Here is a 25,944-nt window from a genome sequence, read left to right as displayed (position 1 = left end):
ATATAAAATTTTACATCCGTATCAAGGGGATACATACTTTGCCTTGTGCTCGCCTGACGCGCAACCGGTTTCTGGGTCCGCCGATCAATTTATGTCAATGGCGCGTTACGTTGAGAGCATTGGATTGGTGCCGGCGCCGCAGGGAAGACCATTGGTGGGCAAAGCGGTGGAAATGCCATTCCTCACGCAAAGTACTACACGCTGACGAAGAATGGACTCCAGATTGGTGGCGCGGTGGCCGGAACGAAGTTTTGGAGGGACAGCGCCTTGAACTGAGGCGACAGGCAAGTCCGCATATTCGGAGCACCAACAATACCAATTCCATAATCAATATTTGAGGGAAAAAATGCATCAATTCCATCGACTCTTTCCGGCGCTCTTCGCGTCTCTCACACTTGCCCAAAGCATTTCATTGGTAAATGCGCAAGACCAACCCAAGAGCGCTACTGATTCAACCAAAGTGGCGAATGCTCGACTTCTCAACGAATTGCCTTTCTCCGACAAGACGTCGTTCGAGTTGGCGCACAAAGGTTTCATTGCGCCGTTACCTCAGGAAATGCTCAAGGGCGCAGAGGGAAATCCTGTCTGGAACCCGAAACAATACGACTTCATCAAGGAAGGCTCGGCCACTCCCGATACCGTCAACCCAAGCCTGTGGCGTCAATCGCAACTGATCAATATTTCAGGCCTCTTCGAAGTGGTCCCCGGCATCTACCAGGTCCGCAATCAGGATCTTTCCAACATGACGATCGTCGAGGGCAAGTCGGGCATCACCATTTTCGATCCGCTGATCTCGACCGAAACCGCAAAGCGAGCGCTTGAGCTTTACTACCAACATCGGCCGAAGAAGCCGGTCGTCGCCGTTGTCTATACGCATAGCCACGTTGACCACTATGGCGGGGTGCGCGGTGTAATCGACGAGGCTTCGGTCAAAGCGGGCAAGGTCAAGGTTTATGCGCCGGTCGGCTTCCTTGAGGCTGCAGTCGCCGAGAACGTGATGGCCGGAAACGCGATGAGTCGTCGGGCCAGCTACATGTATGGCAATCTTCTGCCGCCAAGCACCACGGGTCAGGTAGGTGCCGGCCTCGGCACCACGACTTCCGCAGGTACCGTCACGCTGATTCCGCCGACGGAAATCATTTCCAAGACGGGCGAAACTCGCGTCATCGACGGGCTGACCTATGAGTTCCTGTTCGCACCAAACACCGAAGCCCCCTCCGAGATGCTGTTCTACATCAAGGAGAAGAAGGCCATCAATGCCGCCGAAGATGCGACCCACACACTGCACAACACATACTCGTTGCGAGGAGCCAAGATCCGCGACCCGCTAGCTTGGTCCAAGTATCTGAACGAAGCTCTGGGAATGTGGGGCGACAAGGCAGAGGTCGTCTTCTCCATGCACCACTGGCCGGTATGGGGTCAAAAGGCACTCGTCGAGCATATTAGCCTCCAGCGTGATATGTATCGTTACATCAATGACCAGACGCTGCGGCTGGCCAACCACGGGGAGACGATGGTCGAGATTGCGGAGCAAATCCAGTTGCCTAAGGCTGTTGGAACACGCTTCTCGAATCGCGGCTACTACGGATCGTTGAATCACGACGTAAAGGCTACGTATGTTCTTTACCTGGGTTGGTTTATCGGCAATCCAGCCACCTTGCACGTGCTGCCGGCCGTCGAATCCTCAAAACGCTATGTGGAAATGATGGGCGGTACAGACGCGTTGCTCAAGATGGCAAAGACGTACTATGACAAGGGCGATTACCGCTGGGTTGCGGAGGTGGTGAACCACGCGGTTTTTGCCGACCCCACCAACAAGGCAGCGAAGGAGCTTCAGGCAGATGCACTTGAGCAGCTTGGGTACCAGGCTGAGAGTGGGCCGTGGCGCAACTTCTATCTCACCGGTGCCAAAGAGCTACGCGAAGGTGTGGCTAAACTCCCCGCACCGAATACCTCTAGCCCCGACACCTTGCGGGCAATGAGTCTTGACCTGTTCTTCGATTACCTAGCTATGCGCCTGAACGGACCAAAAGCTGATGGCAAGCGGATCGTTCTGAACTTCGATTTCACCGATGTTAAAGAGCGCTACGTTCTTGAAATGGTCAATGGTGTTTTGAACCATACGCCGGGTTTGCAGGCGAAAGATGCAGATGCAACCCTTACGCTTTCTCGGGAAGCGCTCAATCAGATCGTACTCAAGCAAACCACACTCAAGAGCGCAATGTCAGCAGGTAGCGTGAAGCTCTCGGGCAGCGAAGCCAAACTGGACGAATTGCTTTCCTATCTCGACAACTTTGAGTTCTGGTTCAACATCGTTACTCCCTAAGCGGGCAACGTGAGGAAATCATGATGCGCTACATGCCGTTGATCACAAGGCATGTGGGCCACCGGATGGGATTGCCATGCTTCCCATCCATCCACCTACAAGGAGAATGAAGTGACACTGACCAAACCCGCTTTAGCGCTGATGGCGTTTGCTTTGGCCGCGTCTGTCTTGTATGCGCAGACGGCTCAACCGGTAAGCGTTGGCCAGGTCGCAGTCGTTGCCATCGATCCGGCTGCGATGCAGGCGCTCAAGGACATGGGTAGCGATCTGCAGGCCCTGAAGCGCTTCAAGGTTGCCACTGAACTCACCGGGGAGCGGGTTCTGGCCGATGGACAAAAATTGCAGCATTCGGCCTCTGCCGTACTGTACGCCGACCGGCCAAACAAAATGCGTGCGCGGATGATCAGTGCACGGAACGAGCGCGAACTGGTGTATGACGGCACGACTGTGACGCTCTATGCTCCGGCCCAGAAATCGTATTCGACAACTACTTTTTCCGGAACGCTGGACGAACTTGTCAACCGCCTGGAGCAACGCTATGGGATTGACGTGCCGCTGTCCGACCTATTTTCCTGGGGCACGCCGCTCGCGCCACTCGACAAGATCGAATCGGCGATGAATGCCGGGCAGGACTTTATCGGTGACGATCTGTGCGATCACTACGCTTTCCGTCAGGGCAACATCGATTGGCAGGTGTGGATTTCTGTCGGTACCAGGAAGCTGCCGCGAAAACTGGTCATTACCAACCGGGCCGATGAGGCACGCCCGCAGTCGATTTCCTTGATCGAGTGGCAACTCAAGCCGACGTTCTCTGCATCGACTTTCAAATTCACCCCGCCCAAGGGCAGCACGGCAGTTGAACTCCGCGTGCTTGATCAAAAATAAAGGAGCGCCAACATGAGCAAATCATACAAAAAGCTGTTTGCTGCACCGCTGGCGGCGCTTGTTCTTTCCAGTTTCGTCATGACACCTATCGCCGAAGCACGAGGCGGCGGCTTTGGCGGTGGCGGTCATGCCGGTGCCCGCGCTGGTGGCATGGCCCATGGTGGCGAGCGCCAAATCGACAACAGCCGGCGCGATGTACGTGCATCCAACGTTCGCAGCACCAGCGTTACCAACGTCAATCGGAACGTCAACGTTAACCGGAACGTCAACGTCGATGTGGACCGCCATGGCGGATGCTGCGGCGGTTGGGACAACGGTTATTATCACCCGGTGGCGACGGCAGCAGCAGTGACCGCGACGGTTGCGGTAACCGCCGCCGTGGTCGGTTCTATCGTCCGGACCATACCACCCAACTGCGTGCCAGTGAACTACGGTGGAATCATTTACCAGCAATGTGGCACCACCTGGTACCAGCCTCAGGGCGGTCAGTATATCGTCATTAATCCGCCATACTGAGCTTTCGGCGCGGCGGTGCGCTAGCCGGGCCGCCGACGATCCTGTTTTTGCCTGTCTTTCCGGGTTGACCGCGACAAAGGGGTGAGCAATAAAATGCCTCAGCCATTTTGAGTATTTCGTAAATCAAGAAACGCCAAGCGCAAGTTGGCTTACGGGCCGCAGTCAAAGAGTTGCACCTTCAGCGATGCGCTCATGGCGGAAGCCAACCAGCGTGGCTGGACCGTCATCAGCATGAAGAACGACTGGAAGACGGTATTCGCCTTCCAAAACAGGAACCCGCGATGAATGCCAATGGCGCTTTCAAAGTATCTGTCACAGCAATTGACAAGGAAATCACCATGAATATTTGTTCGGATGGACCGGCCGCTGCGCTTTCCGGCTTCTCCCCCGCCAGAGTAGTTGTCTGCGCCCTGCTTAGCCTCAGCATGCTGGCGCCGGCCCATGCCGAAATGAGCGCCGAGGAACTGGCCAAACTAGCCCAGAACCCGGTGGGAAACCTGATCAGCGTTCCGTTCCAGAACAATACCAACCTCAACTTCGGGCCTGAGAAGAAAACGCAGAACATCCTCAACATCCAGCCGGTCATCCCGATCTCGGTCAATGACGACTGGAACATCATCACGCGCACCATCGTTCCGGTGATCTCGATGCCCGGGCTTTACCCGGGTGACGACCGCACCAACGGCATCGGCGACACCGTGCTGACAGCCTTTGTTTCGCCGGCCAAGCCCGGGAGCTGGATCTGGGGGGTCGGGCCGGTTGCGCAGATTCCTACCAACACCGACAACGAACTCGGCAACAAGAACTGGGGCCTCGGTCCGTCTGTCGTCGTCTTGCACCTCGAAAAGGGGAGCCCGTGGGTCTATGGCGCGCTAGTCAACAACATCTGGTCGCTATCCGGCGACAAGCAGGGCGGCTCGTACAACAACGGGATGATCCAGCCCTTCGTCAATTACAACTTCCCGGGGGGCTTATATGTGGTCAGTGCTCCGATCATCACGGCTAACTGGAGGGCGGAGGACAGCCAACGGTGGACAGTGCCTGTGGGCGGTGGCGTAGGGAAGATATTCCACCTTGGAAAATTGCCGGTGAATGCGCAGCTGTCGGCCTACTACAACGTGGTTACCCCGGACGATGGGGCGAACTGGCAAATTCGGGCGCAGGTACAGTTCATGTTTCCCAAATAGGTGTGCACGCCCCCCCCCATGGTGGTGGAGCGGCGAACCGGCCAAGTTTGGCCGGTTTGAAGTCAGGATTTGCGCCGCTCGGCCAAAGCAACGTTTTTGCATCCGGGCTTTCCTGGGAAGCCGGCGCCGCAGGCAAGACCATTGGTGGGCAAAGCGGTGGAAATGCCATTCCTCACGCGAAGTACTACACGCTGACAAAGAATGGCCTCCAGATTGGTGGCGCTGTGGCGGGAGCGAAGTTTTGGAAGGACGAAGCGCTCAACTGAAGTTTACACAGCCTGGGTCGGGAGTTCGCGTTCGCCCGAAAGGAAAGCTGCCGTTCGTTGTCGTTTGCGGTTGAACGGCAGTTAACCAACTCTTTCCTGCCCGACACCACGCCCCAGGGCAACGGCGGCATTGGCCGAGGAGCGGGCCGACGTCAGATTCCCGTGACCGGCAGCTTGCGGATCAGGAAGCCGCCATGAAACATGATAAAAGCATCAGGCAGGTCTGGGTCGCGAGCAGTCTTACAGCGAATTCGGAAGCGGTCATTCGCAGCTACCTCGCTGTGACAACCCACCAATCGCGGCAAAGGACACCGAGCAGACGCCCGCAACGGCGACGAACAAGGTCGGAAGTTGGCCGGCAACGGATGGCCAACCAGCAAAACGCCTGATTGCCTGCTCGTCGGACCGGCGGTTATTGTTCCCTCCGCCTACCAATGCCACGAATCAAACGCTTGATTGGACCACGTATAAGCCGTTGATTTATAATTGGTCAATTTGAGGCACTCGTGGACTTCGGCTTCCAGCGGACAGCGAGGCCGGAGAGAAAAATGGCCCTGAGAGAGTGAAAACGGCCCAATCCGGGCGCCGGCGGGAAACCACGAAGTCCACAGGAACCCGCACGAACCCGCGCCGGTACGCGGCAGTACGCAAAAAAAGACCAACCCGATAAGGGGTTGGTCTTCTTGTTTGGTGGGCCCGCAGGGGCTTGAACCCTGGACCAAAGGATTATGCTTACCGCTACGGCTTTCACCGCCTCTTTCGAGTTTGCGGTCTGGACTATACCTTCCCTTTACAGGCTGGCCGTCTAGTCTCTACACCTTCCCCCTGGCGCTATGGGGGCTTGGCTCGGTATTGGCGTCTCCCGCAGGTCTTAGCTTCCACCGAATTTGACCAGTTCTACCCGCCACCAGCGCGACGCTGGGAACGGGCAACCCATGCAAACCAGCCACCCATCAGGCGATGTTCAGGCTGGTCGCGCTAAGTCCTCTGCTCTAACCAACTGAGCTACAGGCCCGGACGGTATTCTACAGACTTCCGGCGAGCTGGCCAGCGTACCGCGTCGCGAACGGCAGTTGAGCGGCGTCTGTCGGCAGCGCCGGAAACGTCGGAAGGCGAAGGCAGCGCTCAGAGGTGAACGCCGCCCGCCGGTCGGACTTCAGCTTCCAGCAGGCAGCTCTCGATGCGTTTGGTGGTCTGCGCGATATCCTCGTCAAGGCCGATGGAAAAACGGATCAGGCCATCGCGCAAACCTGCCGCCTCTCGTTCTTCGAGCGGGATCTCGGATGAGGTACTGTGGCCGGGAGTGTTGAACAGCGTCTTGAAGTAGCCGAGGCTGACCGCTAGGTAGCCCACCTTGTCGCGCTGCATCAGCGTCATCAGGCGGTTGGCGGCGGCCAGATTGCCGACGTCCAGGGTCAGCATGCCGCCCCAACCATAGCCAGGGTTCATCAGCTGCTCCAGCAAGTTGTGATGAGGATGGCTGGCCAGTCCGGGGTAGTGCACGGCGTGGCCCAACGCTTCGAGCCGACTCGATACGTACAGGGCGTTGGCGCCGTGCTGGCGCAAGCGGATGTGCAGACTGTGCAGGTTCTTCAGGATGCTCGCCGCACGCGTGCTGTCGAGCACCGGTCCGAGGAGCATGCTCGGACCGGCATTGATGTCGTTCAGGCGGGAGATGAACTCGCGCGACGAGACGACGCAACCGGCGACGCAGTCGCTGGTGCCATTGACGAACTTGGTCAGGCTATGCACGACGATGTCCGCGCCGTGCCGCAGCGGCGACAGGATCATCGGTGTGAAGGTGTTGTCGACCACCAGCTGCGCGCCGTTTTCGTGGGCGATGGTGGCCAGGGCCGGGAGGTCGCTGACTTCGAGCAGCGGGTTGCTGAGCGACTCGCAGTAAAGCACTCGGGTTCGCGGGCTCATCGCCGCCCGGACCGCGTCGTGATCGCAAAGGTCGACGAAGCGGGTGATCACGCCGAAGCGCGGCAGCAGGTTCTTGAGCAGGGCATACGTACCGCCATAGATGCTGCGGCCGCAGACGATCTCGTCGCCGGCACCGCACAGGGTCATCAGCGTGGTACTGATGGCGCCCATTCCCGAAGCCATGACCTGCGCCGACTGGCCGTCTTCCATGCGCTCGAGGGCGCTGGCGAGGTACTTGTTGGTCGGGTTGAAGTGGCGCGAGTAGAGGAAGCAGCCCTCGATCTCGTGCTCGAACAACTCCTCCATTCGTTCCGGGCTCAGGAAAGTATAGGTGGAGGAGTCGGTGATCGACGGATTGACGTCGCCGAACTCGCCAAACACCAGGTAGTCCTGGACGCGGGATGCTGGACTGAAAGCCATGCGGGTGCCCTCCGGGGGTGGTCGAACCGCAACCGTAGCACGTCTCGCGCGTCGATGGCGAAAGCTCCGCACCTTGTTCGGAGCGCGGCGCCATTCCTTGGCGCCTCGGCTGCGCCTGCGCTCTTGCAAGCAGCCCGTAGCGCGTGCACGAGCCCTTTCCCGATGCCCAAAAAATGACGAGCGCAAAGAAAGCGCTTGACCACACGGGCGCTTTTCCTTATCAATAGGCGGCAGTATCCATTGGCGTGGTGCTTTGTCGGACGTCGCTTCCTGGACGGCGATTCGCGCCACGGCTTCGGCGGCGTGGGGACGGTCTTTCGCCGCTGGTTTTGCCCGAGAATCCGTTACGCTCAGCACGAGGGAAACAAGCGCGCATGGACAGAAGAGATTTTCGTTTTCGCATTGCGGTTCTTGCTGGAGACGGGATTGGCCCGGAAGTCATGACCGCCTGCTTGCAGGTCCTCGAGGTCCTCCAGGAGCGCTTCGACGGCGCCCGCTTCGACTTCCGGCCACTGGAAGCGGGCGCCGCCCACTATCACAAGACCGGTACGGCCTTTTCCGATGAAAGCATGGCCGAGTGCAGGAAAGCCGACGCGATCCTGTTTGGTGCGGTGGGCTTGCCGCATGTTCGCTACCCGGATGGAACGGAAATCGCGACACATGTCGATCTGCGCGCCGAGCTGGATCTGTACGCAGGGTTGCACCCGATCCGCAGCTATCCGCGATTGCCGCGCGTGTTGGCCGACAAGAGGGCTGCCGCCGTCGATCTGGTGCTGGTTCGCGAACTGAGCGAAGGGCTCCTTTACTCGCGTGGGCGCGGGTCACTCGAAAATGACACGGTCGCCAGGGAAACGATGGTCATCTCGCGCGACGCCAGCCGCCGGGTTTCCGAATTTGCCTTTCGGGTTGCCGGGCGTCGAGCCAAGAGCAAGAGGCGGCCGGGCCGGGTCAGCTGTGTCGATCAGGCCAACGTGCTCCCCTCGATGGCTTTCTTCCGCAAGATTTTCGGCGAGGTGGCGGCAGCTCATCCCGCGATCAGCGCCGAATATGCTTACGTGGACGCGACTGCGGCGAAGCTCGTCAGGTCGCCGTGGGACTTCGACGTCCTGGTCACCGAAAACGCTTGCGGCAGCGTCTTTTCCAGCCTCGCCGCGGCGCTTGCCGGCAGTCTCTCGTTGGCGCCAACGGCCGAGATCGGCGATCGGCACGCCGTTTTCCAGCCGGCCCACGGCAGTGCTCCGGACATTGCCGGTCGGGACATCGCCAATCCGGTGGCGCAGATTCTCTCGGCAGCGCTGATGCTCGACTGGCTGGCCGACCAGCACGGCGAACCTCGGCTGGCGCATGCCGCACGGATCCTCGAAAATGCCGTCGAGAAGGCCATGGCGGTGGTCTATCCGATCGCTTTTGGCGGGCAGGACGGCACGACGGCGATCGCCAAGGCAATCATTTCCCACATTCGCAAGGCGTGATCGCCATCGGAGGCGCCGCACCGACGACGCTGGGCGGACTGGTAGAATGGCAGCCTTTCCCCCTTTTCCCTGCACAAGGATCCGCCCCATGACCGCAGCAGCTACCCACACCGCCGATCCGCTCCTGCCCGCTGTCGAACGTCAGACCGGCGAGACGCCAAAGTGCGCGGTGATCTGGTTGCATGGTCTCGGCGCCGATGGACACGACTTCGAGCCGATCGTGGACGAGTTCGATTTCGACCAGTTGCCGGCGCTCCGTTTTGTCTTCCCGCATGCGCCGATGCGCGCGGTGACGATCAATGGCGGCATGGTGATGCGCGCCTGGTACGACATCGTCTCACCCGATTTTTCGCCGGGACGCGAGGAAGCCGAGGGCGTGCGCGAATCGGCGCGGCAAGTCGAGGCGCTGATTGCCCGTGAAAACGAGCGCGGCATCCCCGACACGCGCATCGTCCTGGCCGGCTTTTCGCAGGGCGGCGTCATCGCTTTGCATACCGGCTTGCGGCATCCGCAGCGCCTGGCCGGCATCCTGGCGCTTTCCTGTTACTTGCCAATGGCCGATACGCTGGCTGCCGAAGCGTCTGCCGGCAACCGCAACGTGCCGATCTTCATGGCGCATGGGCAGCACGACGCGGTCATTCCCTACGACTTCGGCAAGCGCAGCGCCAAACTGCTGAAAGCAGCGAACTACGTCGTCGAGTGGCATAACTATCCGGCCGAGCACACCGTTTGCCTGGAGGAGCTGCAAGATATCGAAGCCTGGCTGCACAAGGTCCTGGCCAGCGCCTGCTGAGGATGCTGCCGCTCCGCTATCTGGCCGGTTATCCCGAGGATCTGCAGCGGCAGGTCCGCGAGGCGATAGCGCAGGGTCGGCTGACACCCATGCTGCGCAGCAGGTACCCGGGGACGCACCCGGTGCGCAGCGATGGCGCGCTGTTCGACTACACGCTGGCGTTGAAGAACCGCTTCCTGCGCAATGCCGAACCACCGGCCAGGGTCCTGTTCGACAGCCGGCTGCAGCTGACCGCCCATGCTCTGGGGATCAATGGCGGGCTACCGCGGATGCAGGGCAACCGAATCAAGTGGAAACGTGAAATCAGGGTGGCCAGCGTCTTCAAGGACGCGCCGCCCGAGTTCCTGCGGATGATCGTCGTGCACGAACTGGCGCACTTGAAAGAGTCCGAACACGACCGGGCTTTTTACCGGCTGTGCAACCACATGGAGCCGGCGTATCACCAGCTTGAATTCGATCTGCGTCTCTATCTGACACAGCGCGAGTTGAGCGGATTGCCCGGCGCTTGACGCCGGCGCTGTTTCCGGAACTGCCCCATCACCGCGGCGCGCTGCGTCGTGCCCCTTTCCCCGGCGATGACTAAAGGCTAGACTTCCGGTTTATCCATATCACACAAGTGGTGAATGTCATGCGCCGAGTTGTCTTCAACCAGAAGGGCGGCGTGGGAAAGTCCACCATTGCTTGCAACCTGGCCGCCATCGGCGCTGCGCGGGGGCGGCGGACCTTGCTGATCGACCTCGACGCACAAGCCAATTCCTCACGCTACCTGTTGGGCCCGGCGCTGGCTGAGCAAGGGAAGACCCTGGCGCACTTCTTCGACGGCCTGCTCGGCTACAAGCTGTTTCCCGAGGCGCTGGATGCGTACATCGTCCCGACACCCTTTGCCAATCTCGATGTCCTGCCGTCAGATCCGCGGCTGGAGGAGCTGCAGTTCAAGCTTGAGTCACGCTACAAGATGTACAAGCTGCGCGAGTCCCTTGACAAGCTGCAGGCGTACGACGATGTCTTCATCGATACCCCGCCGGCGCTGAATTTCTTCACCCGGTCGGCGCTGATCGCCGCCGATACCTGCCTGATCCCCTTCGATTGCGACGATTTCTCGCGGCAGGCGCTGTACACGCTGATGGACAGCGTGCGCGAGATCAGGAGCGACCACAACCGCGAACTGCGGGTCGAGGGCATTGTGGTCAACCACTATCAGGCCCGCGCCAGGCTGCCATCGCAGCTGGTCGCCGAACTGCGCGCCGAGGGGCTGCCGATCCTCGATGCTTTCGTGTCCGCCTCGATCAGGATTCGCGAGTCGCACCACCAGGCGCTGCCGATGATCCACCTGGATCCCCGACACAAGCTGACCGGCGAATTCGCGCGACTTTACGACTTGCTGTCGCCATGAGCCGAGTGCCGACGATCGCTGGCTGGCGAAGCGCATCCGAACGGCGAGCCGCCGCGTACCCCGGATCTCGGGGCGCTTGGTGAACGTGCCGGCAGCGGTCGTTTGGCAGGAGCTTGCCACGAGGCGGGAGGAAAGCATGCGGGTCTTCGTTACCGGCGGTACCGGCTATATCGGCAGCCGCCTGATTCCCGCCCTGATCGGCCGCGGCCATCGGGTCGCCGCGCTGGCCCGGCGCGAGTCCGCGCAGCGGCTCGCTTCGGGTTGCCGTGTGGTCATCGGCGATGCGCTCGACGGATCCAGCTATGCGCCGGCGATCGACGGCGCCGATGTCCTGGTTCATCTGGTCGGCGTTGCCCATCCCGGTCCGGCAAAGGCCGCGGCCTTCCGGAGCGTGGACCTGGCTTCCGCTCGCGCTGCCCTGGCTGCGGCCCTCGACGCCGGCGTCCCGCATCTCATCTACCTCAGCGTTGCGCAACCGGCGCCGGTGATGCGTGCCTACGTCGCCGCGCGCGCCGAGGCCGAAGCGCTGATCCGCGGCAGCGGCATTCCATCCACCTTTCTGCGCCCGTGGTACGTGCTGGGGCCTGGTCACCGCTGGCCAATGGCCTTGCTGCCGGTCTACTACCTGTTCGAGAGGCTGCCGCAGACGCGCGCCGTAGCGGCCCGCTTTGGCCTGGTCGGCGCCGAACAGATGGTGGACGCGATCGTGCGCGCGGTCGAAGACCCGCCGTCCGGCGTGCGCATCGTGGAAGTGCCCGAGATCCGGCGCTCAGCGCGTCCCTAGCTGCTGGTGGTCATCAAGCCCGGCAATCCACTCGCTGATCTGTCGATAGACGCGCGCGTCGGTGAGCAACTGCAGGTGGCCGAGCTTGCCGATGCTGACGCTCTGCACGTCGCCTTCGATCACGTGCGCGGTGGCGCTGTCGAGGGTGACCAGTCCGTCGCCGACGAACTTGCCGAGGGGGTGATCCGCGTCCTCGGCCAGGCTGGCGCCGAGAAAGCGGAAGGCAATATGGTCGTGGGCCGGGTCTCTGCGCGGGGCGCCAGGGCCGTGTCTGAGGTCTTTCACCCCCTGACTGCGGGTGGCCGCGATCTTGCCGAGCGGTGCGGTGATGCGCGACAGGTTCAGCGCTGCATTGGTCAGTTGGCCAAGGCGCTCGACCGACGACCCGAGGTTTGGCGAGCCCAGGCAAATCAGCATGGCGGTAGCGTGCGGCCAGCGCAGGTCGGCCGCAGCCGCGTGCTCGCACGCGGAGAGAGCGAGCAACCCGCCCATGCTGTGGCCAATCAGCAGCAGTTCGCTGGCGGGCTGCGGCCAGGCGGCCAGCAGTTCCTCAAGAAGGCCGGCCAGTTGCGCACCATTGTGGGCGATCGGCAGGCCGCTGTTGTAGCGCAGATAGAGAGGCGTGCACGCGGACTCAGCTTGCAGCCGGCGGCCGAAATCGACCTCCGACGCTGCGCCGCGATCATCCCCTTCCCAGCAATGCTCGTCACAGCCCAGACCGTGGATGAAGACGCAGAGGCGCTTTCCGGCTTCCGCGAAGGTCTGGCGCAGCGCAGCGGCGTCGAGCGCGATCGGCACGCCGCCAACGTGGAACGCCATGCGGATCGCCAGCAGGTTGTTGCTGGCTGCCAGATGGTCGCCGAAAGCGCCGTTGAGGGCGCTGCGCAAGCCGCTGGCGAGGCGCCCCGGCGGCTTGCCGGGAGCGAAGCCCGTGGCGCGTCTTTCGACGGTCGCCGCAGCGCCGAGCAAGCCGCCGCTACCGTAGTGAATCGCCCCGTAGACGCCGCCCGCGATCGTATCGTGGGCGGCGCGAACAAGCTGCGCAGGTGCCGAGAGCAGCGGCATCCGGCGCAGGATGCCGAAGTAGGTGTCGGCGATGGCGCCGTGCATTTCCTGGACGCGCTTTGTCGTTTCCTGCACTGCGGTTCGTGCTGCGTCGCTATAGCCGGCGGTCGGCGCCGGGCCGTCAGACCGGATCTTGTCAGATGATGACATGCTTGGTCCTCCACTGGGACTCGGATGGTTGCTGCAGCGCTGGTCGCGCTGGCGCATGGCGGCTGGCGGCCAATGGGTTCTCGACGGCCGACAGCGCGGCGGACTTAGGCGAGCAAGGTGACGGAACCAGCATCGGCCCACGCTCGGTAAACCCGCAGCGCCACCTGCGCATCGTTCGCCGCATAAAGTCTCTGGCGCTCGGTAAGGTGAGCAATCGCCCAATTGCTGGTGCCCGTCTTCCTGGACTTCTGCAGCGTCTGGCCGAAGAAGTGTGCCACCGCAACCTTCGCCCCGACCGCGCCGCGATGCCCCGGGCCGCGCAGCACTTCACCCAGGTCGAGCACGTTGGCGAGCCGGATGGCCAATCGCGATTCCAGGGTTCGTCGGTCATTTCCAAGGCCAAAGCCGACCTTCAGTATCCGCGGCGATTCGAGAATCGCTTTCAGGGTTTTCAAGTGGTCGGCGCCCTGCAATCGAGAAATCTGGAAGAGGTAGGCGCGGGTTCCGCTGGCCAACTGAACGAGGTGCGGTCCGGTCGATGATTCACCCTTCCGGAAAGTGGGCTTCGACTCCGTATCGAAACCGACTGCGTCGGCGGCCATCAAGGCCTCCATCGCTTCACCGCCTGGCGCCTCCGAATCGAGCAGGCACACGTCGGCGAGCGAAATGCCGGCATAGACGGGAAGCGCCGCGGCCCTCAGCGAGGCTCGATTGAAGACGACGTCGCTCACATCAACCACCCGACTGTCGCCGGCCTCCAGGATCGAACCCGCCCGCAGCCAGATCTCCGGGTGGCCGAGAGGCAACCCTGGCAAACGCGTACAGCGCGCCGGTCAATGCGTGACCCCTTCGCGGCGCACCACCTTGAGCACGGTCAGCCACAGAATCCGCAAGTCCAGCCTGACGGACTGACGCTGCAGGTAGGCGACGTCGAATTCGACCTTCTCGGGAATTGGCAACTCATCGCGACCATTGACCTGCGCCCATCCCGTCAAGCCCGGCAGCAGCTCGTGCACCCCGCGCTCGGTCCGCAGGGCGATCAGGTCGTCCTGGTTATAGAGCGCCGGACGAGGCCCGACGAAGCTCATGTCGCCGACCAGGATGCTCCATAACTGCGGCAGTTCGTCGAGACTTGAGCGACGCAGGAAAGACCCGATCGGCGTCAGGAAAGACGCCGGATCGGCCAGTAGGTGGGTGGCCACTGCCGGGGTACCAATACGCATGCTGCGGAACTTGGGCATCCTGAAAATGCGGTTGTGTCGGCCAACGCGATCCGACCAGTACAGAACAGGTCCGGGAGAGGTGAGCTTGACCGACAGGGCGACCAGACAAAACGGCAGCAACACGACGACCGCCACCAGACACGCGAGTGACAGGTCAACAATGCGCTTGAGTGGAAAGCTGTTCATGGCACAGGACAACCCGGAGTCCCGGTTTTCGTCGCGAGGCTAGGAATCGGTCCGTGGCGGCTCGCGACTCGGCACAGCACGCGAGCACGAGGCCGGCGCCCGACTCTACAATTCCGGGACCGGTCGGCCGCCTGCTCCACGCTGTTCCACTGAGCAGGCAAGTCAGCAGTATGCCACGCTTCCTGCAGCGCGAGCTTCCAGGACATGGTCGCGCTCAAGGGCATGCCCGACATCGGCGACCCGATCACCGCGGTGATCCGCGCCGTCGAGGTGACGCCGGCGAGCTTCGGCCCATTGAATTCAACCCGGCGGCAGGGAAGAATTCCGCTCCCGATCACGGTCGAACCTTACGTTCCAAGCAGTCGATAAATGTAAAGTGTAGCTTCGAAAAGGGTAAAGTCTGGAAGTCGGGGCTGGCGCTGCTCCTGCGGGTGCCGCCGCGATGACGCCGTCGTCGATCGGTCTGTCGGGCGGCAATCCGGAACATGATCGGGAGGAAGCCGCATGCGCAGCAAGATCGTTACCGCCGACGAAGCCATCGCCCTGATCCGCGATGGCGATACCCTGGCCAGTACAGGGTTCGTCCAGACCGGCTTCGCCGAGGCCCTGCTGTCGGCGCTGGAGCGCCGCTTCCTCGCCACCGGCAGCCCAAAGAACCTGACCTTGTTCGCTGCCGCCGGCCAGGGTGATGGCAAGACGCTGGGGCTCAATCACCTGGGCCATCAGGGCTTGTTGCGCCGGGTGGTGGCGGGGCACTGGGGCCGGATGCCGAAAGTGGCGAAACTGGCGCTCGACAACCGCATCCAGGCCTATAACCTGCCGCAAGGCATCATCTGCCAGTTGTTTCGGGATCTGGCCGCTGGCAAACCTGGTTCCTTCTCGAAGGTCGGACTCCATACCTTCGTCGATCCCCGCTATGGCGGCAGCCGGATCAATGCCGCCACCACCAAGGACATCGTCAGCCTAGTCGAGGTCGATGGCGAGGAGTGGCTGTTCTACAAGGTCGGTCAGGTCAACGTCGCCTTCGTTCGCGGCACCACCTCGGATACCTTCGGCAACATCACCATGGAGCGGGAAGCACTGACGCTGAACAACCTGGCCATGGCGATGGCGGCGAAGAACAGTAACGGCATCGTGATCGCCCAGGTCGAGCGGATCGCCGAGCGCAGCGGCCTGCCGCCGCGGCAGATCAAGATTCCGGGAATTCTGGTCGATTGTGTGGTCGTCGCCGAGCCGGCACAGCACATGCAGACCCTGGCGACGCAATACAGCGCCGCCTATGCCGGCGAGTTCCGGGTTCCGCTCGCCAGCCTGGTGTCGACGCCGCTGACCGAGCGCAAGATCATCGCCCGTCGTGCGGCCTTCGAGCTGCCACCCAACGGCATCATCAACCTGGGTGTCGGGATGCCCGAAGGGGTGGCGTCGGTGGCCAACGAGGAGCGCATTTCACACCTGCTGACGATGACCGTGGAGTCCGGCCTGATCGGCGGCATTCCTTCGACCGGTGGCAACTTCGGCACCGGGGTCAACATGGACGCGGTGATCGACGAGAACCAGCAGTTCGATTTCTACGACGGCGGCGGCCTCGACATGGCGTGTCTCGGGATGGCCGAGTGCGATGCCGCCGGCAACGTCAACGTCAGCCGCTTCGGCGGCCGGTTGACCGGCGCCGGCGGCTTCATCAACATCAGCCAGAACGCCCGCCTGGTGGTGTTCGTCGGCACCTTCACCGGCAATGGCCTGAAGGTCGAAGTCCATGACGGCAAGCTGCAAATTGTCGAGGAGGGGCGGCAGCGGAAATTCATCAAGCAGGTCGAGCAGATCACCTTCAATGGTCAGTACGCCTACGATCGCGGCAAGCCGGTCTTTTACGTCACCGAACGCTGCGTCTTCCGCCGGGTCAGGGGGGGGCTGGCGCTGATCGAGGTGGCGCCCGGCATCGACGTCGACCGCGACATTCTGCCGAACATGGACTTCGAGCCGATCATCGGTGAATACGGCGTGATGGATGCGCGCATCTTCAATGCCAACCCGATGGGCCTGGAAGCCGAATTGCTCAACCTGTCGCTGCCCGAAAGGGTCATTTACGATCCGGAACGCAACATCCTGTTCCTCAATTTCGAGGGCATGCACGTCCGGGTCGAAGAGGACGTCAAGGCGATCTGGGACATTTGTGAGTTGCGGTGCCGGGCGGCCGGCAAGCGGGTCGGCGTGATCATCAACTACGACCGGTTCCGCATCAATCAGGACATGTACGACGCCTACGCCGAAATGGACCGCTACTTCCTGGCCAACTATTTCAGCCAGATCACCCGCTACGCCACCAGCGCGTTTCTGCGCGCCAAGCTCGGCGAGGCCTTCTCGGCGCGCAGCATCGCGCCGCACGTCTTTGAACGCCGTGAGGAAGCGCAGGCCTTCCTGGCCGGGCGCAGCGGCGACGCCAGCCCTGATGCGGACCTCCAGCCGCGCGCAGCCGGTGACTAAGCCAGCTGCGCGGCAACCGCCGGGGCCGACGCGAAGCGGACACCGCGCCGCGCCAGCGCGGCCTTGCCACGAACGGTCAGATCGGTGGTGAAGCGGAATTGCCGCGCGTCAATCGGATAAGCCTTGAGGCGGTAATGCGTGCCCCAGGGCTTTTCGTGCACGATCACCGTGATTGGCTCCAGGTAATGCGGAAACGGGCTGGTCAGCGCGACATCCTGAAGTACCGCCTTGACGGTCGCCGCATCGTGCGCCGGGTCGAGGAAGAAATCGGCGACGCACTGAAGCTGTGGGCGACCGCAGTTGGCGTTGGCGATCGGATCGGTCCAGAGGCGCAGGTGCGGGATGCTGACCTGGGTGTCGTCCGGCGTGAGAATCCGCACCGTGCGCATGCCGACATGCGTCACCTCGCCGTAGACCCCGTTGATGTCGATCCAGTCGCCATTGCGATAAGACCTTTCGCCGACGGCGACGATGCCGGCGATTAGACTGCTGGCGTAGTCCTTCAGCGCGAAACCGGCCGCCAGGCCGACCGATCCAAGCAGCGCCACCATGTTCTGCAGAGACGGCTCGACGATCAGCGGCACGATCATCAGCAGCGACGCGACCAGTATCCCCAGCCGCAACAAGGGCGCCATGGCCAGCAGGTAGAGGCGCTTCTGGCCGTGCAGGTAGCCGGCAAGCCACTGCAGGAGCGTCTGCCCGGCGACGATCAGCAGTGTCGCGACAGCAAGGATCAGCAGGACCTCGACGACCGCAGCCGTATCGAACGCCGAGAACATCTGCGTCATCCGGGAGCTTTCCATGATCAGCCCCGCAAGAAGTGGTCGCGCAGAAAACCGCGGGCGCGCAGGAATTCCCTGACCACGCCGTAGGCCGGCGCGCTGACCCGCCAACGCTCGCCGTCCAGGATGACCGCCCCAAGGCTTCGCAACTCCAGCAGGCACGCCACCAGGCGATGGCCGGGATGCGGCTGCAGTTCAGGCAGGACGAATTCCGGCAGCCCGTTGTGCAACAGCAGTCCATGGCCTCGCCACCTTCCCGCGGCAGGACAGGCTCCCGAAGCTCCGTGGACACCCAGACTACGTCGCCGTCGGCTTCGGCCTCGTGCGCCTGCTCGCCGCTCTCTTCTCGGGCGTCCTCCGCCTGCGCGGGTGCGGCGCGCAACGACGATCGCCAGAAGCTCCAGGCTGTACCGATGTTGCCGCCGCTACGGATGGCAAGGTGATTGATCTCCGGGCTGACCGCGCCGTCGGCCGGCGCGAGTTCCAGTCGCACCTCCTTGCCGGTGGTGGCGTCGCAAAATCGCAGGCGGTCCTGTCCGGCGTCTGCCACCAGTTCGGCAAGGAAGCGGGACAGGCGCGGGCCGTCGAACGCCTGGAGGGTCAGGGCATCCGGCTGCGGGAGCGGCCAGACCCGCTGCAGATAGGTCCAGGCCCAGCTATCGCAGGCGATCACACCGCGGCCCAGGGCGCCGCTGGTCGCTCGTTTCAGCAGCCGCCGGACAAGCTCCAGACCGTCTGCGTGGCGCAGATAGCAATGTTCGAGATGCGGCAACACCCATTGGCGGTCAGTCGCCGACCAGCTTTCGAGCCAGCGCCCGTGGTCGCCGAGAATCCGATCGACTGCCGGCGCTTCGACCAGCAGCAGCGCCCGATGGCGGGCAGCCCAGTGCTCCAGAATCTCCGCGTGACCAGCGTGCGGCTGCCCGATCACGAACTTCACCGCTTCGTCCGATCGCCCGGATTGCGGCCACCCGGCCAGAGCGGAATCGAGTGCGCTCGCCGCGCAACGCCAGTCGATCGGTCCCGCCAGATGCCGCAGCCGCGCCTTCGGCAGCGCGCGCAAGTCGGCTGCGGCCTTGACCGGCGGCGGCTCCGGGTTGGCAGGATGCCGGAAGATCCGCTTCAACGACGCCCATTTTTCGAATGCCGCGGTCGCACCGACCGGGTTGGGAACGCGGTAATCGGCGAGCCGGACGAACTCCCACGGCGACGGCGGCGATGCGCTATCCTGTTCTTGTGCTGGTGGATGTGGTTCGATAATCATCGTCCGGGCGGCTTCCCCGAAGCCGCAGCTGGTCATTCGCCTAGCATCATCCACCTTGGTGCGAGAATTGGCAAACAGCGGCTACCCCGAAGCGACCTCTGGCAGGCCGGCAAGACCCGCCACCCAGGTCGCCGCTTGGTCTCGCCGTCCGGTGGCAGTCATTGAACACCAGCGCAGGTCTCGGCGGTAACCACCCATCACCCCCTTCATCGAGGCAGCGGCAAATGGAAAAGACACTTGACGTGATCATCATCGGCGCCGGCTCTGCCGGTCTCGCCGCCTTGCGCGAAGTGCGCAAGCGCACCGCGAACTTCCTGCTGATCAACGACGGCGACTACGGCACCACCTGCGCGCTCGTCGGTTGCATGCCTTCCAAGGCGCTGATCGAAGCCGCCAACGCCTATCATCGCCGTCACACCTTCGAGGCCTTCGGCATCCGCGGTGGCAGCGGGCTGGCGATCGACGTGCCGGCCGTGTTGCGCCGCGTGCGCACCCTGCGCGACGCATTCGTCGCCGGCACGCTCAGGGCCACCGACGGGCTGGGCGAGCGCAATCTGGCGTGCCGCGCCCGATTGTTGGGGCCGGATACGGTTGCCGCCGGCGGGCGCGAGTACCGCGCCAGACGTATCGTCATCGCCAGCGGCAGCCGCCCGGTGGTTCCCGACGCCTGGCGCGCGTTCGGCGACCGCATCCTGACCACCGACACCTTGTTCGAGCGGCAGGCGTTACCGCGCCGGATGGCGGTTATCGGCCTCGGCGCCATCGGTGTCGAGATGGCGCAGGCGCTGTCGCGACTCGGCGTCGAGGTTGCCGGCTTTGGCTCCAACCCGCACCTTGCCGGGCTCAGCGACGAAGCCGTCGACCACACGCTGGCCGACCTGCTGCGGCAGGAATTCGCGGTGCACACCGAGACCACCGCCGAACTGTCGGAGGCTGCCGACGGCATCGCGGTACGGTGGGGCGAGCGGCGACTGGTCGTCGATGGCGTCGTCGCGGCGATGGGCCGGCGCCCAAACATCGACGGTATCGGCATCGAAGCGCTCGGCGTCGAACTCGATGCGCGCGGCATGCCGCCGGTCAACCCGAACACCCTGCAGGTCGGCGATCTGCCGGTCTTTCTCGCCGGCGACGCAAACGGCCGCGTCGCCCTGCTGCACGAGGCCGCCGACGAGGGCCACATCGCCGGCATCAACGCCACCGCCGCCGAGCCGCGCTGCTTTCGCCGGCGGACGCCGCTGGCGATCGTTTTTTCCGACCCGAACGTGGCCGTCGTCGGTCGGCGCTGCGCCGATCTCGACGCCAACGCGGCCGTGATTGGCCAGGCCGACTTCGCCAGACAGGGCCGTGCGCGCACCGCGCAACGCAACAAGGGTCTGATGCGCCTCTATGCCGACCGGGCCAGCGGCCGTCTGCTTGGCGGCGAGATGTGCGCACCGGCCGCCGAACACATGGTGCACGTGCTGGCGCTGGCGATCGACCGCGAACTGAGAGTGCACGAGCTGCTGCGACTGCCCTTCTACCACCCGGTGATCGAGGAAGGGATGCGCAGCGCGCTGCGCGAACTGGCGGCTCAACTCCCAGGCGGGACGGAGTCCGACCTCGCCGCCTGCGGCGGCTTCCAGGTTGAAGCGCTCGACTGACGCCGCCAGCCCAGCGCTCGTCAAGCGGTGCCGACCGGCCTCTGCGCGCGCGGCGCGCCGCGGGGCCGGTACAATCCACCCTTTGCCATTGCCAGTCGTCTGTTGCGCCGACATGCCGGCCCTGCCGCTGCCGGCCGCGGTGCGACGACCACGCATCCGGAGCCCACATGGACGTCTCGATCTCACCCGTCAGTGCCGCCGATGTCGACGCGATTGCCGCACTGGCACGCGTGGTCTGGCAACACACCTATCCCGGGATCATCAGCCAGGAGCAGATCGACTACATGCTCGCGCAACGCTACCAGCCGCAACTCGTGCTTCAGGAGTTGCAGATGCCGCATATCTGGTGGGATCAGCTGAGCATCGACGGCCAGTTGGCCGGTTTCGTGTCGTGCCTGCTGGGTACTACCGCTGGCGAAATGAAGCTCGACAAGCTCTACGTCGACCCGGATCGGCAGCGCCTCGGAATTGGCGCGCGGCTGGTCGATCAGGTCGTCGCGCGAGCGCTGGCGGCAGGCTGCACGACGCTGATCCTGGCGGTCAACAAGAACAACGAGCGGGCCATCGCCGCGTATCTGAGGCAGGGCTTCACCGTCCGCGAGTCGGTCTGCGTAGACATTGGCAGCGGATTCGTGATGGACGACTTTATAATGGCCAGATCGCTGCCCGCTGGCACTGCCGGATCCTGACCCACGATGAGACTGACATTCGTCAAGATGCACGGACTGGGCAACGACTTCGTCGTGCTCGACGGCATTCGTCAGCCGCTGGAACTCGACAGCGAACAGCTGCGCTTTCTCGCTGATCGCCACTTCGGCGTCGGCTGCGACCAGATCCTGCTGGTCGAGCGCGCCACCCGCGCCGACGTCGATTTCCGCTATCGGATCTTCAACGCCGACGGCGGCGAGGTCGAGCAATGTGGCAACGGTGCGCGCTGTTTCGTCCGCTTCGTTCACGATCAGGGGCTGAGCAGCAAGCGCGAGATCCGCGTCGAAACGATGAGCGGGGTGATCGTCCCGCGGCTCGAGGATGACGGTCTGGTCAGCGTCGATATGGGCGTACCGCAGCTGATGCCGGCACAGGTGCCGTTCATCGGGTCGGCCGATGACCCGCTGCAGACGCTGCAGGTCGGTGACCGCGAAGTCACCATTAGCGCCGTCGGGATGGGCAATCCGCACGCCGTGCAGGTCGTCGCCGATGTCGATACGGCAGCGGTCGAGCAGCAGGGACCATTGATCGAATCGCACCCGCGTTTTCCACAACGCGTCAACGCCGGTTTCATGCAGATCGTCGACCGCCAGGCCATTCGGCTGCGGGTTTTCGAACGCGGCGCCGGCGAAACGCTGGCCTGCGGGACCGGCGCCTGCGCCGCGGTGGTGGCCGGCATCAGCCGCGGCCTGCTCGATTCGCCGGTGCGCGTGACAACGCGCGGCGGCATGCTGACCGTCGCCTGGCAGGGCGTCGGCGCCCCGGTGCTGATGACCGGCCCGGCGGTCACCGTATTCAAGGGAGAAATCGAACTATGAAGTCTGACGAAGTCGCGCACTACCTGCAGGACAATCCGCAGTTTTTCGAGGAGCACTCGGATCTGATGGCCAACATGGTCATTCCGCATCCGCATGGTGGGCGGACGATCTCGATCACCGAACGCCAGATGCTCGCGCTGCGCGACAAGAACAAGCAACTCGAAAGCAAGATGGGCGAATTGCTGCAGTTTGGCGAGGAGAACGACGGGATCAGCGAGAAGATGCACCGGCTGGCGGTGGGAATGATCGCCGCCGGCAGTTTCCAGGCGGTGCTGCACACCCTGAACTTCCACCTGCGCGACGACTTTGGCGTTCCGCATCTGGCCGTTCGTCTCTGGGGTCGCCCGGCCGATACCGACGAACTGCCCGAATTCGCGCAGGTCAGCCAGGAACTGCAGGCCTTTGCCGAAACGCTGGCGCAGCCCTACTGTGGTTCGACCAGCGGCTTCGAGACCTCATCGTGGTTTGGTGAAGCGTCCCCGCACGTTCGCTCGCAGGCCCTGATCGCGATGCGCAATGGCGGCGGCACGATCGGGATGATCGCCATGGGCAGCGAAGATGTCGAGCGTTTCTACGCCGGCATGGGGACGATCTACCTCGAACGTCTGGGCGAAATGGCTTCGGCGGCGCTGGCTCGCGTGCTCCGCTGACGCCGCGACCGTGACCGTGACCGCCAGCGCGTGTGCGGCGGACGATCGTCGCGCCAGAATCAGCGCCTACCTCGACGAGCTGGCGCAGCAGCGACGGCTGTCTCCGCATACGGTCAGCAACTATCGCCGTGATCTCCAATCGCTGTGCGGCCTGATCGCCGACCTGCCGGGCGACTGCGGCTTCAACGCCATTCGGACGCCTCACGTCCGGCGCTTCGTCGCGCAGTTGCACACGCATGGTCTCGGCGGGCGCTCGCTCGGGCGGACACTTTCCGCGTGGCGCGGCTTTTACCGCTGGCTCGGCCAGCGCGGAGTGACGACGCACAACCCGGTGGACGGCGTGCGGCCGCCGAAGAGCCCGAAGGCGCTGCCCAAGGCGCTTTCGCCAGACGAAGCAAATCTCCTGCTGGAAGCCCCCTGCGAGAACCTGCTGGCGATTCGCGACCAGGCGATCTTCGAGCTGTTCTACTCGTCGGGCTTGCGCCTGGCCGAGCTCGCCGCCCTCGACCTTGCCGGTCTCGAAGACCTGCTGGCCGGCGAGGTTCGTGTCCTCGGCAAACGCAGCAAGGTGCGTATCGTCCCGGTTGGCAGCAAGGCCAGGGAGGCGGTGGCGGCGTGGGCTGCGCAGCGCCCGAAAATGGCGGCGAGCGACGAGACCGCCTTGTTCGTCGGCCGGCGCGGCAAGCGTCTGGGCGTGCGCATGATCCAGCTCAGACTGGCACGGCGCGGGCTGGCGCAGGGCTTGCCGGCGCGTGTGCATCCGCACATGTTGCGCCACTCGTTCGCCTCGCACGTTCTGCAGTCGTCGGGCGACCTGCGCGCGGTCCAGGAAATGCTCGGTCACGCCAGCATTGCCTCGACGCAGGTCTACACCCACCTCGACTTCCAGCATCTGGCAGCGGTCTACGATCAGGCGCATCCACGCGCCAGGCGCAAGACGGAATAGCGCCGACCGCCCGGTGCAAGCGGAGGGTCGGGTCTTTCCTGGTGCCTGTCTGAGGTCTGAAGCGTAACTCTCACGGGCAAGAGGAAAGACCTGACTCTCGGCGTGCGCGCTAACGTCATGGTCAGTGGCGCCGGTCGGCGTTCGCTGCACCTAATGTTAGGAAACTATCAGCCCAGGTGGTGAATTCGTTGTAACTTATGTGCTCAGATCATTTCTTTTTCCGGTCTCCCCGGCCGCTCACTAAATTGGCGCCTCATTTATCAAGAAATCGAACAGGCGACTGCACCTGCCTGTTAACTTCAAGATTGAATACGTCGCTCCTATTGTAATGTCCGGCGGCATCAAGGCTCCTGCGCGCTCTTGCGGGCTCTGTCGGATCAATTTCAACAAAGAATAAGCGCTCTTTTCCGCTCTCTGGCTTCGCGAGTAACCGTTCACTCCTCCTTAAGAAACGCCGCCAACACCCTGCTTTTGCGGCATAATCCATGGCATTGACAACGACACGATAGCCACGACCGGATGCGCCTGAGCAAGCATGATCTTTTCCAGATGGACGACGAGTGGCTGAAGAAGCTGCCGGCGGAGCTATTGCTGGAAGTATCGAAGCGACTGCTGCACGACGTCAAGGAGTTGCAGGATCAGCTGAATCAAAACCCGGGCAACAGCTCGCGGCCGCCAAGCACCAAGGCACCGTGGGAGAAGGCGGCGCGCGACCCAGCCGTGGCGAAAGGCGCGCCAGCCCAGGCTGGCGCTGCCGACGGTGCTGCCGAAACGGCAGAGGGCCCGGCGCCGGCACAAGGGACTGTGCCGCCGGTGACCGAGCGCCCATCGCCCCGAAAGGGTTCGGGAAAGCCGCCGGGCAACAGTGCGGGCCATGGTCGCACGCAGAAACTGGCGGTTACTGACCGTTGTGCGCACCGACCCGAGAACTGCGCGGCTTGTGGTGAAGTCCTGGCGGAGGATGCCGAGTCACAGGCTTACACGGCCTGGGACGAGATCGACATCGCGCCGCCAGTCGAGGGCAACATCGGGCTGATGTTCAGCGTGACGCGTCACACGCTGCTTGAAGTGCGCTGCGCTTGCGGGCACGTCAGCCGGGCCATGCCTTGGCGGGCGCCGCCCGACGCCCAGTGGGAAAAGGTTGATCTGGGCGAATGGCGCTTGGTGGGTCCTCGCCTGGCCGGGGTCATCGTTCTGCTCGCGCTGCGAATGCGCCTGTCACGAGCGAGTATTCGCGAGCTCCTGCGGGAAGTCTTCGACCTGACGCTGAGCACCGGCGTGATTGATGAGACGATCCGGGAAGCGGGCCGTGCCAGCTTCCCGCTGGAGGACGCCCTGGTGACCGAGATCGTGCAGGTGGCGCAGTTGCACGTCGATGAAACGTCGTGGCCGGAATCCGGCGTGCTGCTGTGGTTGTGGGCGCTGGTCAGCACCTTTACGGTGCTCTACCTCATCGGCCCACGCACCCGGGAGATGCTTGAGAACGCCCTTCAAGACGGCTATACCGGCATTCTCATCAGCGATGGTTACGGGGTCTACAGAAACTGGGAAAACCGCCTGCGCTGCTGGCCGCACCTGATGCGCAAGTTGCGGGGACTGGCCGAATCGAGCGATGGCCGGGTGTCCCGGGTTGGCCAGGAGATGGAAGCTATCCTGACCGCGCTGATGGCGGCCATCTACGCGGCACGGCTCGATCCGCCGCCGCAAGCGCTGCCTGAACGCTACGCCGCCGAGGTCAAACGGCTGCGGCACCTGTGCGAGGGGCATCAGACGGATCAACATCCGGCGCTGCGCAGTGTCGTGCGCGAATTCCTCTACGACTGGAAAGTCATCCTGCGACCGCTCGCGGAGCCCCTGCTGCCGCTCTCCAACAACGCCGCCGAACAGGCATTGCGACACTGGGTCATTTCACGCCGCATCAGTCACGGCACCCGTTCCGAAGAGGGAACCCGCGCCTTCGCTCTCCTGGCCAGCGTCATCGAGACCTGTCGCCGCCGCGGTGCCTCCGCCTGGCAGTACCTCGGCACCGTCATCGCTGCCGCTCGCAAAGGCTTACAGCT

Annotated in this window: 25 protein-coding genes; 19 read left to right on the top strand and 6 right to left on the bottom strand. The window is 63.2% G+C overall.

What is annotated here, in order from left to right:
- The 6 genes from Q1L50_RS16590 to Q1L50_RS16565 all read left to right on the top strand — a co-directional run.
- Nucleotides 1-205 (top strand): hypothetical protein (locus Q1L50_RS16590; protein WP_300340819.1); only part of this gene is annotated, 205 nt, incomplete at its 5' end.
- Nucleotides 206-346: 141 nt separating this feature from the next.
- Nucleotides 347-2,326 carry an alkyl sulfatase dimerization domain-containing protein gene (locus Q1L50_RS16585; RefSeq protein ID WP_300340817.1) on the top strand — a complete coding sequence of 660 codons (1,980 nt, stop codon included), beginning with the start codon at nt 347-349 and terminating at the stop codon, nt 2,324-2,326.
- A 111-nt stretch (nt 2,327-2,437) separates the two neighbouring features.
- The gene (locus Q1L50_RS16580) at nt 2,438-3,211 is read left to right on the top strand and encodes a DUF2092 domain-containing protein (RefSeq protein ID WP_300340814.1); all 774 of its coding nucleotides are present in this window, start codon (nt 2,438-2,440) and stop codon (nt 3,209-3,211) included.
- Between the two features lie 12 nt (nt 3,212-3,223).
- Entirely contained in the window at nt 3,224-3,727 is a 504-nt protein-coding gene (locus tag Q1L50_RS16575; protein ID WP_169072066.1) for a hypothetical protein, read from the top strand.
- Between the two features lie 281 nt (nt 3,728-4,008).
- Nucleotides 4,009-4,914, top strand: a complete 906-nt coding sequence (locus Q1L50_RS16570) for a transporter (RefSeq protein WP_248595094.1) — start codon at nt 4,009-4,011, stop codon at nt 4,912-4,914.
- Nucleotides 4,915-4,961: 47 nt separating this feature from the next.
- Nucleotides 4,962-5,180 (top strand): hypothetical protein, encoded by a 219-nt coding sequence (locus Q1L50_RS16565; protein WP_300340804.1) that lies wholly within the window; start codon nt 4,962-4,964, stop codon nt 5,178-5,180.
- Nucleotides 5,181-6,305: 1,125 nt separating this feature from the next.
- Here the strand turns inward: Q1L50_RS16565 and Q1L50_RS16560 are convergent.
- On the bottom strand, nt 6,306-7,526 hold the full coding sequence (locus tag Q1L50_RS16560; protein WP_300340803.1) for an aminotransferase class I/II-fold pyridoxal phosphate-dependent enzyme: 1,221 nt from the start codon (nt 7,524-7,526) through the stop codon (nt 6,306-6,308).
- 374 nt (nt 7,527-7,900) lie between these two features.
- On the opposite strand from Q1L50_RS16560, the gene Q1L50_RS16555 reads away from it, so the two are divergent.
- The 5 genes from Q1L50_RS16555 (at nt 7,901) to Q1L50_RS16535 (ending at nt 11,968) form a co-directional block, all read left to right on the top strand.
- Nucleotides 7,901-8,998, top strand: coding sequence for an isocitrate/isopropylmalate family dehydrogenase (locus Q1L50_RS16555; RefSeq protein WP_300340800.1), 1,098 nt, complete (start codon nt 7,901-7,903; stop codon nt 8,996-8,998).
- Between the two features lie 88 nt (nt 8,999-9,086).
- Nucleotides 9,087-9,791, top strand: a complete 705-nt coding sequence (locus Q1L50_RS16550; protein WP_300340798.1) for an alpha/beta hydrolase-fold protein — start codon at nt 9,087-9,089, stop codon at nt 9,789-9,791.
- A gap of 2 nt (nt 9,792-9,793) precedes the next feature.
- Nucleotides 9,794-10,300, top strand: a complete 507-nt coding sequence (locus tag Q1L50_RS16545; protein WP_300340796.1) for a M48 family metallopeptidase — start codon at nt 9,794-9,796, stop codon at nt 10,298-10,300.
- Between the two features lie 119 nt (nt 10,301-10,419).
- Complete coding sequence (locus Q1L50_RS16540) at nt 10,420-11,184, top strand: ParA family protein (RefSeq protein ID WP_300340793.1); 765 nt, start codon at nt 10,420-10,422, stop codon at nt 11,182-11,184.
- Nucleotides 11,185-11,320: 136 nt separating this feature from the next.
- Nucleotides 11,321-11,968, top strand: coding sequence for an NAD(P)H-binding protein (locus Q1L50_RS16535; RefSeq protein WP_300340791.1), 648 nt, complete (start codon nt 11,321-11,323; stop codon nt 11,966-11,968).
- Here Q1L50_RS16535 and Q1L50_RS16530 read toward each other — a convergent pair.
- The 3 genes from Q1L50_RS16530 to Q1L50_RS16520 all read right to left on the bottom strand — a co-directional run bounded on the left by Q1L50_RS16530 (nt 11,954) and on the right by Q1L50_RS16520 (nt 14,592).
- Nucleotides 11,954-13,183, bottom strand: coding sequence for an alpha/beta fold hydrolase (locus Q1L50_RS16530; RefSeq protein ID WP_300340788.1), 1,230 nt, complete (start codon nt 13,181-13,183; stop codon nt 11,954-11,956). The genes Q1L50_RS16535 and Q1L50_RS16530 overlap by 15 nt on opposite strands.
- A gap of 104 nt (nt 13,184-13,287) precedes the next feature.
- Nucleotides 13,288-13,914: a 3'-5' exonuclease gene (locus Q1L50_RS16525; RefSeq protein ID WP_300340785.1), complete on the bottom strand. Its 627-nt coding sequence runs from the start codon at nt 13,912-13,914 to the stop codon at nt 13,288-13,290.
- 102 nt (nt 13,915-14,016) lie between these two features.
- A complete protein-coding gene (locus Q1L50_RS16520) occupies nt 14,017-14,592 on the bottom strand; it encodes a sugar transferase (protein WP_300340782.1) in 576 nt (191 codons plus the stop codon).
- Nucleotides 14,593-14,796: 204 nt separating this feature from the next.
- On the opposite strand from Q1L50_RS16520, the gene Q1L50_RS16515 reads away from it, so the two are divergent.
- Entirely contained in the window at nt 14,797-14,961 is a 165-nt protein-coding gene (locus tag Q1L50_RS16515; protein ID WP_300340780.1) for a hypothetical protein, read from the top strand.
- A 135-nt stretch (nt 14,962-15,096) separates the two neighbouring features.
- Nucleotides 15,097-17,076: a malonate decarboxylase subunit alpha gene (locus Q1L50_RS16510; RefSeq protein WP_300340777.1), complete on the top strand. Its 1,980-nt coding sequence runs from the start codon at nt 15,097-15,099 to the stop codon at nt 17,074-17,076.
- On the opposite strand, the gene Q1L50_RS16505 is transcribed toward Q1L50_RS16510, so the two are convergent.
- Nucleotides 17,073-17,864, bottom strand: a complete 792-nt coding sequence (locus Q1L50_RS16505) for a mechanosensitive ion channel domain-containing protein (protein ID WP_300340775.1) — start codon at nt 17,862-17,864, stop codon at nt 17,073-17,075. The genes Q1L50_RS16510 and Q1L50_RS16505 overlap by 4 nt on opposite strands.
- Nucleotides 17,865-17,881: 17 nt before the next feature.
- Nucleotides 17,882-18,088: a hypothetical protein gene (locus Q1L50_RS16500; protein WP_300340772.1), complete on the bottom strand. Its 207-nt coding sequence runs from the start codon at nt 18,086-18,088 to the stop codon at nt 17,882-17,884.
- A gap of 1,258 nt (nt 18,089-19,346) precedes the next feature.
- Between Q1L50_RS16500 and Q1L50_RS16495 the strand changes: the two genes are divergently transcribed.
- The 6 genes from Q1L50_RS16495 to Q1L50_RS16470 form a co-directional block, all read left to right on the top strand.
- On the top strand, nt 19,347-20,762 hold the full coding sequence (locus Q1L50_RS16495; protein WP_300340769.1) for a dihydrolipoyl dehydrogenase: 1,416 nt from the start codon (nt 19,347-19,349) through the stop codon (nt 20,760-20,762).
- A gap of 167 nt (nt 20,763-20,929) precedes the next feature.
- Nucleotides 20,930-21,451: a GNAT family N-acetyltransferase gene (locus Q1L50_RS16490; RefSeq protein WP_300340767.1), complete on the top strand. Its 522-nt coding sequence runs from the start codon at nt 20,930-20,932 to the stop codon at nt 21,449-21,451.
- A gap of 6 nt (nt 21,452-21,457) precedes the next feature.
- A complete protein-coding gene (gene dapF / locus Q1L50_RS16485) occupies nt 21,458-22,288 on the top strand; it encodes a diaminopimelate epimerase (protein WP_300340764.1) in 831 nt (276 codons plus the stop codon).
- A complete protein-coding gene (locus Q1L50_RS16480) occupies nt 22,285-22,938 on the top strand; it encodes a DUF484 family protein (protein WP_300340761.1) in 654 nt (217 codons plus the stop codon). Before dapF ends, Q1L50_RS16480 begins: the two co-directional genes overlap by 4 nt.
- A gap of 10 nt (nt 22,939-22,948) precedes the next feature.
- Nucleotides 22,949-23,884: a tyrosine recombinase XerC gene (gene xerC, locus Q1L50_RS16475; protein ID WP_300340759.1), complete on the top strand. Its 936-nt coding sequence runs from the start codon at nt 22,949-22,951 to the stop codon at nt 23,882-23,884.
- Nucleotides 23,885-24,403: 519 nt separating this feature from the next.
- Nucleotides 24,404-25,944: IS66 family transposase (locus Q1L50_RS16470; protein ID WP_300340756.1), on the top strand; the 1,541-nt coding region annotated here is incomplete at its 3' end.

The sequence above is a fragment of the Accumulibacter sp. genome (assembly GCF_029255145.1).
Lineage (GTDB): Bacteria > Pseudomonadota > Gammaproteobacteria > Burkholderiales > Rhodocyclaceae > Accumulibacter.
The sequence above is the reverse complement of the archived record's forward strand: the minus strand, read 5'-3'. Positions and strand labels throughout refer to the sequence as shown.